Below are 14,961 nucleotides of genomic sequence, written 5' to 3' on the forward strand. Positions count from 1 at the left end.
AAAAAAATCGTTGACAACACTTTTTTCTCCCTGATATAATTATTTATTTCAGTTTGACAAGCGACTCCCTTCTGTTGTATAATGGACAAAGAAAGAAGGTGGTCACAGGCAATGGCTAAAAATACGCTGTCGGAAATTAAGCATAGTCTCGACGCTTACGTAGGACAGAAAATTATGCTGCGTGCAAACGGTGGTCGCCGTAAGACCGTCGAACGTACCGGCGTATTGGAAGAGACATATCCATCTGTCTTTATCGTGAAATTGGATGAAGAGCAACAGACTTTTAAGCGAGTGTCTTACAGTTATGCCGATATACTTACCGAATCCGTTGAAGTGATGATTTGTGACGACAACAGCGACAACGAGATGCGGATTACGTATATTAAATAGTGAGCATCATGACGAGTTTATAAACGGCTGTCCGCTGTCATGCGGAGCCGTTTTTTTCTTTATTCCGGGTTGGTTGGCGAGAAGCGCGTTCTTGGAAGGTATTTCGCCGTATGAAGGGCCGGCGGTGGCGCATACTATCCAATGTTCCTATAATCCATCATTCTGTAAGGAGGGGCATGCCATGGCGCGGAGACGGCGTAGTGTAATGTCAGAAGAACTGAAGATGGAGCTCGCAAAGGAGCTGGGGTTCTACGACACCGTTCAGGAGGAAGGCTGGGGAGGCATTAAGGCTAAGGATGCCGGGAATATGGTGAAAAGGGCGATTGAGTTAGCAGAGCGTGCAGCGGCTGCACGGCAATAAATCACAAGGGGCTTTCCTGACTAGGAAGGCCCCTTGTTTGTTAACATATTAAGAATTAAACGTACATACGACAGGTATTTGACCGTCTGCAATAGACGCAGGCCTCAGTTGAATTTATAATATGGTAAACGTTAATGCTTTCATAACAAGTCAAGAAATGATTCCATGGACATGCTGAGGGTGGTGTACGCCTTGAAGATTTACGAGAAAGCTCCGGCAAAAATCAATTTGATGCTGGATGTATTGCACAAGCGGCCGGATGGCTATCATGAGGTTGAAATGATCATGACCATGGTGGATTTGGCTGATCGTTTAGAAATGGAAGCCCTCTCCCGGGATACCATCATTATTTCAAGCCAGGCAGGCTATATCCCGCTGGATGAGAAGAATCTAGCCTTCCAGGCGGCAAAGCTGATTAAAGAACGGTACAACGTCCGCAGCGGCGTGTATATTCATTTGGATAAGAATATTCCGGTAGCCGCAGGCTTGGCTGGCGGCAGCAGCGATGCGGCAGCCACGCTCCGCGGCTTAAACCGGTTATGGGATCTGAACATACCTGAAGAGGAACTGAAACAGCTTGGCGCTGAATTGGGGTCGGACGTACCTTTCTGCATAACGGGCGGAACGGCGCTTGCGACTGGCCGGGGGGAGCAGTTAACCCCTCTTCCCAATCCGCCACAGTGCTGGGTCGTGCTGGCGAAGCTGCCGATCAACGTATCGACGGCAGAAATTTACGGGCGCTTCCGCAGCGATCAAGTGATGGCGCATCCTTCGGCTGACCGCATGCGCCTGGCGATTGAGCATTCATCTTTTCCTGAGGTGTGCGAGGAGTTAGGCAACGTATTAGAAGAAGTGACCCTTAAGCTGTATCCCGAGGTAGCGCACCTAAAGGAAACGATGTTGAGGCTTGGAGCTGACGGCGTGCTGATGTCCGGCAGCGGACCTACAGTATTCGGCCTAGTTTCCAAGGAGTCTAAGGTATCCCGGATTTATAACGGGTTGCGCGGCTTTTGCAAAGAGGTTTACGCCGTACGCTTGCTCACTTAAGTGAAGACTTGAATAAAGACGTACAATCGTGTAATATTTTCATTAAAATATTCGGATTTAGAGGGGTACTTCGTGAGAAAATTAAAAAGAAGCGCTCGATTGGTGGAAATGACGCGATTTCTATTGTCACGTCCCCACCATTTGATACCATTGACCACTTTTGCACAACGTTATGGAGCGGCCAAATCCTCAATCAGCGAGGACCTGGGCATCATTAAGGAAGTATTTGAAAGCGAAGGTATGGGAGAACTGCATACTCTGGCCGGAGCCGCCGGAGGAGTAAAGTATATTCCTAAAGTGAGCCAAGAGCATGCTCTTACATTTATCAACCAGCTGTGCGAGAAGCTGTTGCAGCCGGATCGCATTTTACCGGGCGGTTATTTGTATATGTCTGATTTATTAGGTCAACCTGCACTTATGAACGAGGCCGGAAAATTATTTGCGACTGCTTTTGCCGACCGCGATATTGATTGTGTTATGACCGTTGAGACTAAAGGAATCCCACTCGCTTATGCCACAGGAGCTGAGCTGAATTTACCAGTCGTGCTCGTGAGGCGGGACCATCAGGTTACAGAGGGATCGGCCGTTAGCATCAATTATGTATCGGGCTCGCACAAAAGCCTGCATACGATGACCCTATCGCGCCGCGCACTTAGAGAAAAATCTAAAGTTCTCATTATGGACGACTTTATGAAGGCCGGGGGTACGATTCAGGGGATGGTAGACCTACTGGCGGAATTCAATGCTGAGGTTGCTGGCGTAGGCGTGTTGGTGGAGTCAGGTGAGATCGAATCGGAGCAAAGATTGCTCCAGGACTATGTATCTTTGGCCACGCTGACAGTCGTGGATGCCAAAGGCAAGGAAATTAGAGTAGAGCCAGGCAACTATTTCTCAAAATAGCTTGTTTTATGCTCTGTCGATTCATAAAAAATCGGCTACGTTATAGACGAATCATGTCGAAAACCTCATGATTTCAAAAAAATTCCTGAATTTAGGGTATTTTGTTCCATAAAAAAGGAGGATTTCCGTTGGCTATGTGGAATATTACACCAAGTCCCTGATGGAAAAAGGTGGTGAACACATATGCAAATTACGGATGTAAGGCTCCGCCGAGTCAGCTCGGAAGGCAGAATGAAGGCAATTGCATCCATTACCATCGATAACGAATTTGTTGTTCATGACATTCGCGTCATCGATGGAAATAATGGAATGTTTGTAGCAATGCCTAGCAAGCGCACACCGGACGGGGAGTTCCGGGATATCGCGCATCCAATTTCTTCAGGCACACGCGAGAAGATTCAAGCCGCAGTATTGGCTGAATACGAACGCGCTGCTGACCAGGAGGAAGTTATTGAAGAAGGGGCTTAAGTACTGGTTTTTGTCTAACCAATTGGGGTTCGAAGAAAAGGGAGCCATGAAATATGGCTCTCTTTTCTTTTTGTGTCAAATAAGATATATTCAGTAATGAGTTCAAGAGAAGGAGGCCGGGGCCTTGAAAAGATTAGCGATTATTCTTGCTGCAGGACAAGGGAAGCGCATGAAGTCCAAGCTTTATAAAGTGCTCCATCCCGTTTGCGGCAAACCGATGGTCGGACATGTTCTCGACACGGTGAAGCAAATCAATTGTGAACGAAGTGTTGTGGTGGTAGGCCACGGTGCAGAAGTAGTGAAGTCTTATCTCGGAACATCAGCAGAATACGCGTTGCAGGAGCAGCAGCTCGGCACGGGTCATGCTGTAAGACAAGCAGAGCCGCTGTTCAAGGATGAAGAAGGAATTACCATCGTGATCTGCGGAGATACCCCGCTTGTGAAGCCGGAGACGCTGGAGGAGCTCATCGATTTGCATACGAAGAGCGGGGCGGCGGCTACCGTGCTGTCAGCCTGGACGGAACGTCCCCAGGGGTATGGACGGATTATCCGGGGGGAGAATGGTTCTGTTGTGCGGATCGTAGAACAGAAGGATTGTTCTCCGGAAGAAGATGCAGTGCAGGAATTCAACACAGGAACTTATTGTTTTGATAATGCGAAGTTGTTTGAAGCTCTCGGCAAAGTTACGAATAACAATGCCCAGCAGGAATATTATCTTACGGATGTCATTGGCATTCTTGTGAATTCCGGGGAAATTGTTGAAGGCTACATGACTGAGGACTATGCGGAATCGATCGGAGTCAACGACCGGTTGGCCCTTTCCGAAGCAGAGCAGTTTATGCGGGAGAGAATTAACCGGAAGCATATGTTGAACGGGGTCACCATTATCGACCCTCAATCGACGTATATCGGAGCGGACGTGCAAATCGGTTCGGATACGATCCTTTATCCGGGAACTTCGATAGCGGGCAATACGGTCATTGGCGAGGACTGCGTGATCGGGCCAGGGACTGAAATAAATAATTGTCAGATCCATAATGGGGCGAAGGTTAAGCATTCGGTACTCATGGATGCCGAAGTAGGTAGCGAGGCTACCGTTGGACCTTTCGCTTATTTGCGTCCTGGAGCTAAGCTTGGAGCGCATGTCAAAGTCGGGGATTTCGTGGAGATCAAGAACGCTTCGATTGACGAAGGCTCTAAGGTGTCGCATTTGAGCTACATCGGCGATGCCAAAGTAGGCAAGAATGTAAATATTGGTTGCGGTGCGATAACCGTCAACTATGATGGTTATAATAAGTCTATTACCGAAATTGAGGATGATGCGTTCGTAGGCAGCAATGTCAATTTGATCGCACCGGTGAAGATCGGCAAAGGCGCTTACGTCGTTGCAGGCTCCACCATTACCCATTCCGTTCCGGATAATGATCTGGCCATCGCCAGAAACCGGCAGGAGAATAAGGCGGGATACGCCGACAAACTCCGTGGCAGAGCCAAGGCGAAGCGTGATAAAGAGAAGCAAACTTAATTTCCATTCACACTCTATTAGTAATGTTATGGCAAGATAGTGTAATATAGAAGTATGCGTTCAAAAGTATAAGCCGAGGAATCTGATTAAAGACAGTAAAGGCATGACAACAACGGCAATGGATGTTAGACGCAGTAACCATTTTAATGACCAGATCGATTAGAACTATCGATAACAGCACGGAGGGTTTTTATTTTATGACTTATTGTGATTCTAAACTGAAGATATTCACCTGCAACTCTAATCCCAAACTGGCGCATCAAATCGCTGATTATATCGGCATTCCTATGGGTGATTCGGATACGACGAGCTTCAGCGATGGAGAAATCCAGGTGAAGCTGTCCGAAAGCGTTCGCGGTTGCCACGTGTACATCGTGCAATCCACTTGCGCGCCGGTCAACGATAATTTGATGGAGCTACTTGTTATGGTGGATGCTTTGAAACGGGCTTCAGCCAAGAGCATTAACGTGGTTATCCCGTATTACGGCTATGCACGTCAGGACCGGAAGGCCCGCTCCCGTGACCCGATTACAGCGAAGCTCGTGGCTAACTTGATTGAGAAGGCAGGCGCACACCGTGTGATTACAATGGATTTGCATGCTATGCAGATCCAGGGCTTCTTCGATATTCCGGTTGATCACATGCTCGGAGTACCCATTCTGGCCCAATATTTCCGTTCCAAGCAAATTCCGAATCCGGTCGTCGTGTCCCCAGACCATGGCGGTGTTGTACGTGCCCGGAAATTGGCGGATTTCCTGAATGCGCCGCTTGCGATTATCGACAAGCGCCGTCCAGAGCCGAATGTCAGTGAAGTGATGAACATCATCGGTAACATTGAGGGCAAGACTGCCATCCTTGTGGATGATATCATCGATACTGCCGGCACGATCGTTCTTGGCGCCAATGCCTTGAAGGAAGGCGGCGTTGAAGAGGTCTACGCTTGCTGTACGCATCCTGTGTTGTCTGGTCCGGCGATGGAACGTCTGGAAAACTCTCCGCTGAAGGAAGTTGTGGTTACTGATACGATTCCAATTACGCATCCGAATCCAACGAGCAAGCTTAAAGTGTTGTCTGTCGCTCCACTGATGGGAGAAGCGATCATTCGCGTTCACGAAGAGCTCTCCATCAGCAAACTGTTCGAAATCGAATAAGGATTCCTTGTTATTCGGGGGTTACATCTTTCTATGTGGAAGATGTAACCCTTATCGGCGTATTTACGTTTATATAGAGATACCGATGAAGTAAAGCGAATCCCGAAGGGAGAGCGTCTCCCGGCAGGGAGTTACGCATAAACAGCACGAAGAAGATCAAGAAGCAAGCGTATCCCGAAGGGAGAGCGTCTCTAAGCAGGAAGTCACGCATACACAGCACGAAGTTGCAGTCACCTCCCTTGCAGGAGCAGGGACGTAGAGCGGGCCCGTCAGGGCGGCAAGCGGATCAGAGCACAATGGCTACCCGGGAGCGCCGAGCCCAGCCCCATTCCGCAGCATGTTTCCAGGTTGCCCGGGTGCACCAAAAGTAAGACGTACCCGAAGGGGGAAAAGCGTTCCACGCACCGAAAGTAGAGCGCATCCCCGAAGGGGACAGCGGGCAGGAGCGCCTCTACATCTCCAACGTTCCCCAAATTTGCAGGAGTCCCGAGGGCTGCCAAGCCCTGGGGGCCCTCCCTTACGGTAAGGGAGGGTTTGGGAGGGTTGAGACCAACGAAAGGAGCATACCATACCTCATGAAATGGATCGTAGGCCTCGGCAATCCGGGAGCCCAATATGAGAAAACAAGACATAACATCGGATTCATGGCGCTGGACGAGCTAGCCAATAGGCACGGTATCGATATCCGCCAAAGTAAATGCAAAGCCTTGGTAGGGGACGGTATCATCGGCGGGAAGAAGGTAGCGCTTATTAAACCGATGACATACATGAATTTGTCCGGGGAAGCGGTTCGGGCCTTCATGGATTACTATAAAGTCAGCCTGGAGGACATGATCGTTGTTTATGACGACCTGGACACGGAGATAGGCCGGAACCGCCTTCGTTACCAAGGAAGCGCTGGTGGTCACAACGGGATCAAGTCGATCATCCAGCATACGGGGACGCAGACGTTCAACCGGATTCGAATGGGGATCTCCAGGCCTGAGCCGGGATATGCGATCGTCGATTATGTCTTGTCTTCTTTTGCAAAGAAGGAGAAGCCTCTGCTGGAGCAATCCATTCAGGAAGCATGCGATGCGCTGGAATTCAGCCTGGATCATACCTTTGAGCAAACGATGGCTAAATTCAACCGCTGATTGACAAATCGATAGATCCATTAGCGAACGCTGGGAATAAGGGCTAAACGATGTCGATTCGGGGCATACTGAAGGTATAATGATCTTTCAGGAGGCATATAGATGGCAATAAACTATGTATGCAGACATTGCCGCGCCCAAATTGGCCGGATTGAATCCGCCGGCGTATCCGAAGCGCAGCTCGGCTTCCATTTCTTGACCCCCGATGAGCGGAGAGATATAATAGCGTATGATTCGAGCGGCGATATGACGGTTCGCGTAACGTGCGATTATTGCGCAGAAGCGCTATCGAATCATCCGGAGCTGACACTGCTCAACAGCCCGCTGCAATGACCCAGCGGGAACAAACAGCGCAGGTATACATCGATGGAGATTGAATAGAGCCTTGGCACGGTTGCTGAGGCTCCTTTTTGCTTCGGGCTCACGGGTCGTGACTCGGGCAGATATAGATTTTTAGTAAGTATTTTAAGAGAGGTGCCTCACTTGCTACAAGCACTTATACAAGCTTTTTCGAAAGATCCGGATTTTTCGGCTGCCATAGCAGGCGTAAATTCAGGAATGAAAGAACAATTGATTTCCGGTTTATCCGGATCGTCTAAACAAATTATGCTGGCCGCAATGTACAAGGAAACCGGCCGTCCCCTTCTCGTCGTGACCCATAATATGTTCGCAGCTCAGAAAATTGCAGAAGATTTGCAGGAAGCGCTATCGGCCGAGGAAGTGCTGCTGTATCCGGCCAACGAGCTTGTTGCGGCGGAATCGGCGGTATCGAGCCCTGAGACGCTGGCGCAGCGCATCGAGGTACTGCTGAAATGCTCCCAAGGATTCCGGGGCGTTGTCGTGGTGCCTTATTCCGGCATTCGCAGATTTATTCCGTCGCCGGAGACGATGGCTGCCGCGCATCTGGACATAACGCTTGGCGGTACGCTGCAGTTGGATCATTTTTTAAGTAAAATGGTCGAGCTTGGCTACGAAAGGGTTGAACGGGTAGAATCGCGGGGAGAGATGAGCATACGCGGGGGAATCATCGATTTCTATCCGCTGACTGCGGAACTCGCTTACCGGATTGAGTTGTTCGACGATGAAATCGACTCGATCCGTACGTTCGATCCGGCGGATCAACGTTCCATCGATCAGGTGAAGCATGTATCGATTCCTCCATGCAAGGAACTGATCGCCTCCAAGGAACGTTTGGTTAAGGCCGCCCAGCTCGTAGCGGAACGACTGGAGCAGCAGTTGGAGAAAATGACTGACCGTCAGGCCAAACAAAGATTGAAAGAGGAAATTTCCAGGGAAATTGAGCTGCTGCGGGAGCAGGTGTATTTTCCAGAAAATTATAAATATATCTCGCTGATATATCCTGAGAGTAAGACACTGTATGACTTTATGGCAGAAGATGCCTTGCTGATACTTGACGAACCGGCCCGGCTGCTGGAAACGGCTAAACAGCTGGAGCGGGATGAAGCGGAGTGGCACCTGCATCTGTTCCAAAACGGCAAAAGCCTGCCTGATCTGCCGCTCGCGATGGAGGGGGATCAGGTTCTTTACCGTCGGCCGTTCCAGACGTTGTTCCTGTCGCTGTTCCTAAGGCAGGTGCCTCATGTGCAGCCACAGAACATCATCAACTTCGTCAGCCGTGCGATGCAGGACTTCCATGGCCAAATGAACGTGCTCAAGGCGGAGATGGACCGCTGGAAGAAAAGCGGAGCCAACGTCATCATGCTGGCGGGCGGCGAAGAGCGTATCGAACGGATGCGGCGGGTGCTGCTCGATTATGGCATTGATGAGCCTGCCTTGCTGCATGGCAACCTGCAGTCGGGGTTCGAGCTGCCTTCGGTGCATCTGGTCGTCATTACGGAAGGAGAAATGTTCTCCAAGAAGCAGCGCAAGGCGCGCAAAACTACGAAGAGCATGGATAATGCCGAGCGCATAAAGAGCTATACGGAGCTTAAAGTTGGCGATTACGTGGTCCACCAAAATCACGGCATCGGGAAATACCTTGGTATCGGCACACTGGAAGTCGGCGGCATCCATAAGGACTACATGCATATTATGTATGCCGGCGGGGATAAGCTGTCCGTGCCGATCGAGCAGATCGATTTGATCCAGAAATACGTAGGCTCCGAGGATAAAGAACCTAAAGTATACAAGCTGGGCGGAAACGAATGGACGAGGGTCAAGAACAAGGTCCGTTCCTCCGTACAGGATATCGCCGACGATCTCATCAAGCTGTATGCTGACCGTCAGGCATCGCCTGGCTACGGATTCGAGAAAGACACACCCGAGCAGCAGGAATTCGAAGCGATGTTTCCATACGATGAGACACGGGATCAAATCAGGGCGATCGAGGAAATCAAGAAAGATATGGAGCAGTCTCGGCCAATGGACCGGCTGTTATGTGGAGACGTTGGCTACGGCAAGACGGAGGTCGCAATCCGGGCCGCCTTCAAGTCTGCAATCGAAGGGAAACAGGTAGCTGTCCTTGTTCCGACGACGATCTTGGCGCAACAGCATTATGAGACGTTCCGCGAAAGATTTTCGGGTTATCCGATCAATATACAGACCTTAAGCCGTTTCCGCAGCCGCAAAGAGCAGAACGAGACGATTAAGGGTGTCCGCCAAGGGACGGTGGATATCGTCATCGGGACGCATCGCCTGCTGTCCCAGGACGTGATATTCAAGGATTTGGGACTGCTTATCGTCGACGAGGAACAGCGTTTTGGCGTAACCCATAAGGAGAAGCTCAAGAAGCTGAAGACGAACGTCGACGTCTTAACGCTGACCGCTACCCCTATACCTAGAACGCTTCATATGTCCATGCTAGGCGTGCGGGATCTATCGGTTATCGAATCACCGCCGGAGAACCGGTTCCCGGTCCAAACCTACGTCGTGGAGCATAGCCAGGCTCTGGTTCGCGAGTCGATCGAGCGGGAATTGGCGCGGGGAGGTCAGATCTACTACCTGTATAACCGCGTTCAAGGTATTCAGGAGATGGCTGCGCAGATATCGATGCTTGTTCCCGAAGCCAGAGTAGGCGTAGGGCATGGTCAGATGTCCGAGCAGGAGCTCGAGAAGACTATATTGGATTTCTTGGACGGCGAATATGACGTACTGGTCAGCACGAGCATTATCGAGACCGGGGTGGATATTCCGAACGTAAATACGCTTATCGTCCATGATGCCGATAAAATGGGTCTATCCCAGCTTTACCAATTGCGCGGACGGGTCGGCCGCTCCAACCGGATCGCTTACGCTTATTTTACCTATCAGCGGGACAAATCATTGACGGAGGTGGCGGAGAAGCGTCTTCAATCCATCAAGGAATTTACGGAACTCGGCTCCGGGTTCAAGATCGCGATGAGAGACTTGTCCATACGAGGGGCGGGAAATCTGCTCGGCGCGGAGCAGCACGGATTTATCGCGTCGGTAGGCTTTGACCTTTACTCCCAAATGCTGGCTGAAGAAATCCAGAAGCGGAAGGTTGAGATGCTGGGCGAAAAGTCTCCTGAGGATACAACCTGGAATACGACCATCGATCTCGGAATCGATGCATATTTACCATCCGACTATATTTATGATAGTATTCAAAAGATCGAGATTTACAAAAAAACAGCTTCGGCCGCTGCTTTCGAAGACGTTGCCGAACTGGAGGACGAGCTTCTCGACCGATTCGGTGAATTGCCGGAGGCTGTGGAGAATTTACTATCCGTAGCCCGAGTGAAGCTGTACGGCAAGCTCTATGGCATTGAATCCATAACGCGGCGGGGTGATGAGGCTGTCATCAAGTTCCTCGACGGGCGGGAGAAGGATATCCTTCCAGCCAAGCTTGCGGAAGTTGGCAATCTGTTCGGAAGGCGTGTACAATTTAATCAGGGTTCGGCGATGCAGATTCGAATCAAAACCAAGGAATTGGACGATAAAGCATTGATGGGTTTGTTGGAGCAATTCCTTGAAGCCCTGAAGGTTTCGTTCAAATTGAAAGGGGAACTACAAGATGTCTCGAAGTAAATCACGTTCCTGGAAGACGATTTTTATCGCGCTGGTTGCGGTATTAACGATTTCCATGTTAGCGGCATGCGGCAAGAAAGATGAAAATAAAGGCAAAGAAGCTGAAAATAACGGCAGCTCGGGCAAAGTGGTAGCCACCTATGAAGGCGGAGAGATCACCGAGAAGGAATTCGATCTTGAGCTGCGCATCATGAAAACACTTCAGCCTCAAATGGCACAACTGCTGGAGTTGGACGATTTTCGGGAATTTTTGGTGAAGCAAGCAATAACTTATGAATATTTGTCTGGGAAAGCCGACGATAAGGCACAGAAGGAAGGCAAGAAAACGGCAGAGGATCAGCTCAAAGCGATCAAAACGCAAATGGGCGATGAGGCATTCAAGCAAATGCTGGATACTCAAAAGATCACCGAAGATGAATTGAAGAACTACATGGTCCGCATTTTCACGGTAGTCGCCAGCCAGACGGCGGGTATTACGGAGGATGACATCAAGGCGGAATTCGAAGCGACCAAAGATGATTATACGAAAGCAACGGTTCGGCATATTCTGATCGGCCTGACGGATGCGGAGGGTAAGGAACGCAGCAAGGAAGACGCTTTGAAACTGGCAAAGGAAGTAAAAGCTAAGCTCGATAAAGGGGAAGATTTCGCGACCCTGGCCAAAGAGTATTCCGATGATCCTGGCTCAAAGGATAACGGCGGTTTATATGAGGATGCGTTGGTAACGCAATGGGTGCCGCAGTTCCAGGAGAAAGCTCGGACGCTGAAGATCAACGAAATCAGTGAGCCCGTAGAGACGGATTATGGATACCATATCATGCGGGTAGAATCGCGTACTGAGAAGAAGTACGAGGATTTGACTGCAGAGGAGAAAGACATGATCAAGAACTTGGTCGGCTCTAATAAGCTGGACGAGTTCATGGACAAGGATTTGGACAAGATCATCAAGAAGATCGACCTGCCTAAGGTGGATAACAACACAGAAACTGACAACAATGCTGCAACGCCACCAGCGAGCGAAGGTAACGCAGGCACAGATTCGGAAGGAACAAGCAAGGAATCTGGCAACAGCGGAAATACTGGAGCGAACAACAGCGAGAAAACCGACGGAAATGCAGGCAATACGAAGTAGGGTATTCAGTTTTCTTTTGTAAATAAGGGAGAGAACCGTGTGTTTTTTCCTATTCACCATTCAGGCGGCAGCGCGAATCATTTCGCGCTGCTTTCTTTTCCCAATTGGGGAGTAAAGCGGATTTCAAGGACAAAACGAATGAATAAGGTGCTGGAAAGGGATGAATACTATGGTCAGAATCACAGAAGCCGAGATCCCTTTATCATATACACAAATCGCCAGCTAATCTTGCGTTGAGCAAGGTAGTGCAAAGCGTCTGCAATCGCGGACTCTTGCAATGAAACGTACTAAAGGGCAAGGAATATTTATCAGACAGTAGTCAAAACTTCTTAAGAAAGCGGGGCAACATGTGATATGAAAGCTACTGGAATTGTACGACGTATTGATGATCTTGGACGGGTGGTTATCCCTAAGGAAATCCGCCGCACACTGCGGATTCGCGAAGGGGACCCGCTCGAAATTTTCGTGGATCGTGATGGTGAAGTGATTCTGAAGAAGTATTCTCCGATCGGCGAGTTAGGCGATTTCGCCAAGGAATACGCCGAGTCTTTGTATGAGAGCACAGGCCATATTACCCTCATTTCAGACCGGGATACACTGATCGCGGTAGCCGGGGCCTCCAAGAAGGAGTATCTGGACAAGCAAATCAGTTCATTGCTGGAAAGCAGCATGGACGGGCGTAAAATTCTGCTTGAGACGAACACGGGAAGTTATGAAATTAATAAGGATCATCCTGAGAATATTTCCTCTTTTGTTATCGCTCCGATCATTTCGGGCGGCGACCCGATCGGTACAGTGGTGTTGATGAATAAGGATGAATCCGTAAAAATGTCGGAGCTGGAGTCGAAAATGGCTGAGACGGCTGCAGGATTTCTCGGCAAACAAATGGAGCAGTAACCTCGTCTTGAAAGCTGACGATCTCCCGCTGCGCGAAACGGTTAAGCGCCGTTTTGGCATGCGGGAGTTTGTTTGTTGAAACATGCTCATAGGGCGTACTAGGCAGCGCTTATAACGTGCGGTGTTAGGCTCGATAATGGTGGCCGGTCGAGCGTATGCCGCGCCATTGCTTTAACGGGGGGCGAAATCGTCTTATAATGGTACCTGATGCATATTTTGAACATTAAAGTAGGGTGCCTATGATAAAAGATGAATTAACCGAACCCCGGCCATCCAAGCTGCTAAAGGGGGCGGCTGTCCTTGCGATCGCTGCCATAGTGACCAAGCTGCTGGGAACGCTGCAGAAGATTCCGCTGCAAAATATCGGAGGAGACGGGGTATTCGGCATTTACAATACCGTCTATCCGTTTTATATGATGATCGTTACGCTTGCCACGGCTGGTTTTCCGGCGGCGGTCTCCAAATTCATCGCGGAGCGCCAGGTGCTGGGTGCAGAGGACGGCAAACGGTCTGTTCTGCGAATGGCCAGCCTGATCATGGGGCTGCTGGGGGTGGCGGGCTTCGCTATGCTGTATTTCGGAGCGCCGCTGCTGTCGCGCGCCATTGGCAGCAGCCAGCTGGTGCCAGCGCTTCGCAATGCGGCTCCGGCACTGCTGTTCATCCCGCTGAGCGCTGCACTTCGCGGTTATTTCCAGGGGCTGCAGGAAATGGTGCCGACGGCGGTATCCCAAGTGACGGAACAAACGGTACGCGTAACGGTAATGATTGTGCTGCTCATGTATTGGACGAGCCTTGGCGCCGCTGATGATGTTATTGCAGGCGGAGCTTTTGCTGGATCAGCCGCCGGCGGAACGGCAGGACTTCTTGTTGTGCTTGTATACTGGCGCCGCGGTTACGGGCAAAGGGAGAGCATGACAGCCGAGCGGAAGATTAGCGCCGCTTCGAATTTGGATATGCCCAGCCGGGCGAAAGGCGTTGGCGAAGAGAAGGGAACGAAGCTCCTTGCGGCCATGCTGGCTTATGCGATTCCCGTCTGCCTTGCGGCGCTTGCTGTTCCGCTCATCAGTCTGGTGGATACCTTTACGCTCCCGAGACTGCTGCAAGGCAGGGGAGCGGATGAACTGCAGGCGATGGTGGAGGTGGGCATATACAATCGGGGAGTCCCGCTCGTTCAGTTGGTAACGATGCTGGCTTCCTCGCTGTCGGTTATGTTCATTCCAGCGCTTACGGAGCTGCGAATGAAGAATGATCCGGAGGGAATTCAGCGGCAGACGACGCTGGCGTTGCGCTGGTTTTGGCTGATTGGCCTGGCCGCATCGGCCGGCCTTGCATTGCTGGCACGACCGGTCAATGTGATGCTGTACGAGGACGACATCGGCAGCGCGACGCTGGCGTGGATCGCCTGGACGGCGGCCCCCGGCGCACTCGTCACCGTTAGCGCGGCGCTGCTGCAGGGACTCGGCTACGTGCGCGCGCCCGCGCTGCACCTGCTCGCCGCCGCGGCGCTCAAGACCGCGCTGAACGCGCTGCTCGTGCCGCCGCTCGGCATCACGGGCGCCGCCCTCGCCGGCATCGCCGCCTACGGCGCTGCAGCAGCGCTCAACCTGGCGCTGCTTGCCCGGCGCACCGGTCGCGCCCGGCGAGGCGCCAGCGCAGCGCTGGTGCAGCTGCTGCGCCCTGCGGCGGCCGTGCTCGCCATGGCGGGCGCCGTGCTGCTCGTGCGCCTGGGCGCGGGCGCGCTGCCGCTTGGCGGCGGGCGCATGGCGGCGCTCGCCGAGAGCCTGCTCGGCGTGGCCGTGGGCGCCGCCGTGTTCGCGGCAGCCGTGCTGCGCACCGGGCTGCTGAGCGCCGCCGAGCTCGCGGCGTTGCCGCGCGTTTCGCCGCGGCTGGTGGCGGCGCTGCGCCGTCTGCGGCTTGTGCGCTAGCGGCTGCGTTACACCAGCTCG

The 14,961-nt window shown here is 51.5% G+C and carries 13 protein-coding genes; all 13 read left to right on the plus strand.

Annotated elements, in window-relative coordinates; genetic code table 11:
- Positions 1-111 precede the first annotated feature (111 nt).
- Positions 112-390, plus strand: a complete 279-nt coding sequence (gene veg / locus ACYUJT_RS24315) for a biofilm formation stimulator Veg (protein ID WP_110930530.1) — start codon at positions 112-114, stop codon at positions 388-390.
- Between the two features lie 181 nt (positions 391-571).
- Complete coding sequence (locus ACYUJT_RS24320) at positions 572-751, plus strand: small, acid-soluble spore protein, alpha/beta type (RefSeq protein ID WP_460327289.1); 180 nt, start codon at positions 572-574, stop codon at positions 749-751.
- A 192-nt stretch (positions 752-943) separates the two neighbouring features.
- Entirely contained in the window at positions 944-1,798 is an 855-nt protein-coding gene (ispE, locus tag ACYUJT_RS24325) for a 4-(cytidine 5'-diphospho)-2-C-methyl-D-erythritol kinase (RefSeq protein WP_460327372.1), read from the plus strand.
- A gap of 72 nt (positions 1,799-1,870) precedes the next feature.
- The gene (gene purR, locus ACYUJT_RS24330) at positions 1,871-2,698 is read left to right on the plus strand and encodes a pur operon repressor (protein ID WP_460327292.1); all 828 of its coding nucleotides are present in this window, start codon (positions 1,871-1,873) and stop codon (positions 2,696-2,698) included.
- Positions 2,699-2,881: 183 nt separating this feature from the next.
- On the plus strand, positions 2,882-3,166 hold the full coding sequence (gene spoVG, locus ACYUJT_RS24335) for a septation regulator SpoVG (protein WP_110930526.1): 285 nt from the start codon (positions 2,882-2,884) through the stop codon (positions 3,164-3,166).
- A gap of 124 nt (positions 3,167-3,290) precedes the next feature.
- On the plus strand, positions 3,291-4,691 hold the full coding sequence (gene glmU, locus ACYUJT_RS24340) for a bifunctional UDP-N-acetylglucosamine diphosphorylase/glucosamine-1-phosphate N-acetyltransferase GlmU (RefSeq protein ID WP_460327294.1): 1,401 nt from the start codon (positions 3,291-3,293) through the stop codon (positions 4,689-4,691).
- 197 nt (positions 4,692-4,888) lie between these two features.
- A complete protein-coding gene (locus ACYUJT_RS24345; protein WP_379398052.1) occupies positions 4,889-5,842 on the plus strand; it encodes a ribose-phosphate diphosphokinase in 954 nt (317 codons plus the stop codon).
- A gap of 575 nt (positions 5,843-6,417) precedes the next feature.
- Positions 6,418-6,978, plus strand: a complete 561-nt coding sequence (pth, locus tag ACYUJT_RS24350; RefSeq protein WP_460327297.1) for an aminoacyl-tRNA hydrolase — start codon at positions 6,418-6,420, stop codon at positions 6,976-6,978.
- A gap of 102 nt (positions 6,979-7,080) precedes the next feature.
- Positions 7,081-7,311: an anti-sigma-F factor Fin gene (locus ACYUJT_RS24355; RefSeq protein WP_460327300.1), complete on the plus strand. Its 231-nt coding sequence runs from the start codon at positions 7,081-7,083 to the stop codon at positions 7,309-7,311.
- Positions 7,312-7,461: 150 nt separating this feature from the next.
- Complete coding sequence (mfd, locus tag ACYUJT_RS24360; protein ID WP_460327302.1) at positions 7,462-10,986, plus strand: transcription-repair coupling factor; 3,525 nt, start codon at positions 7,462-7,464, stop codon at positions 10,984-10,986.
- Entirely contained in the window at positions 10,973-12,118 is a 1,146-nt protein-coding gene (locus ACYUJT_RS24365; RefSeq protein ID WP_460327305.1) for a peptidylprolyl isomerase, read from the plus strand. The genes mfd and ACYUJT_RS24365 overlap by 14 nt, the downstream gene beginning before the upstream one ends.
- Positions 12,119-12,472: 354 nt before the next feature.
- Positions 12,473-13,015 (plus strand): stage V sporulation protein T, encoded by a 543-nt coding sequence (gene spoVT, locus ACYUJT_RS24370; protein WP_055105393.1) that lies wholly within the window; start codon positions 12,473-12,475, stop codon positions 13,013-13,015.
- Between the two features lie 239 nt (positions 13,016-13,254).
- Positions 13,255-14,940 (plus strand): polysaccharide biosynthesis protein, encoded by a 1,686-nt coding sequence (locus ACYUJT_RS24375; RefSeq protein ID WP_460327309.1) that lies wholly within the window; start codon positions 13,255-13,257, stop codon positions 14,938-14,940.
- Positions 14,941-14,961: the final 21 nt, after the last annotated feature.

Source organism: Paenibacillus sp. YSY-4.3, assembly GCF_054767475.1.

Coding starts and splice junctions, on each gene's coding strand:
- ACYUJT_RS24365 (WP_460327305.1), top strand. CDS start 10,973: ATGTCTCGAAGTAAATCACGTTCCTGGAAGACGATTTTTATCGCGCTG.
- ACYUJT_RS24345 (WP_379398052.1), top strand. CDS start 4,889: ATGACTTATTGTGATTCTAAACTGAAGATATTCACCTGCAACTCTAAT.
- spoVT (WP_055105393.1), top strand. CDS start 12,473: ATGAAAGCTACTGGAATTGTACGACGTATTGATGATCTTGGACGGGTG.
- spoVG (WP_110930526.1), top strand. CDS start 2,882: ATGCAAATTACGGATGTAAGGCTCCGCCGAGTCAGCTCGGAAGGCAGA.
- ACYUJT_RS24375 (WP_460327309.1), top strand. CDS start 13,255: ATGATAAAAGATGAATTAACCGAACCCCGGCCATCCAAGCTGCTAAAG.
- veg (WP_110930530.1), top strand. CDS start 112: ATGGCTAAAAATACGCTGTCGGAAATTAAGCATAGTCTCGACGCTTAC.
- ACYUJT_RS24355 (WP_460327300.1), top strand. CDS start 7,081: ATGGCAATAAACTATGTATGCAGACATTGCCGCGCCCAAATTGGCCGG.
- ACYUJT_RS24320 (WP_460327289.1), top strand. CDS start 572: ATGGCGCGGAGACGGCGTAGTGTAATGTCAGAAGAACTGAAGATGGAG.
- pth (WP_460327297.1), top strand. CDS start 6,418: ATGAAATGGATCGTAGGCCTCGGCAATCCGGGAGCCCAATATGAGAAA.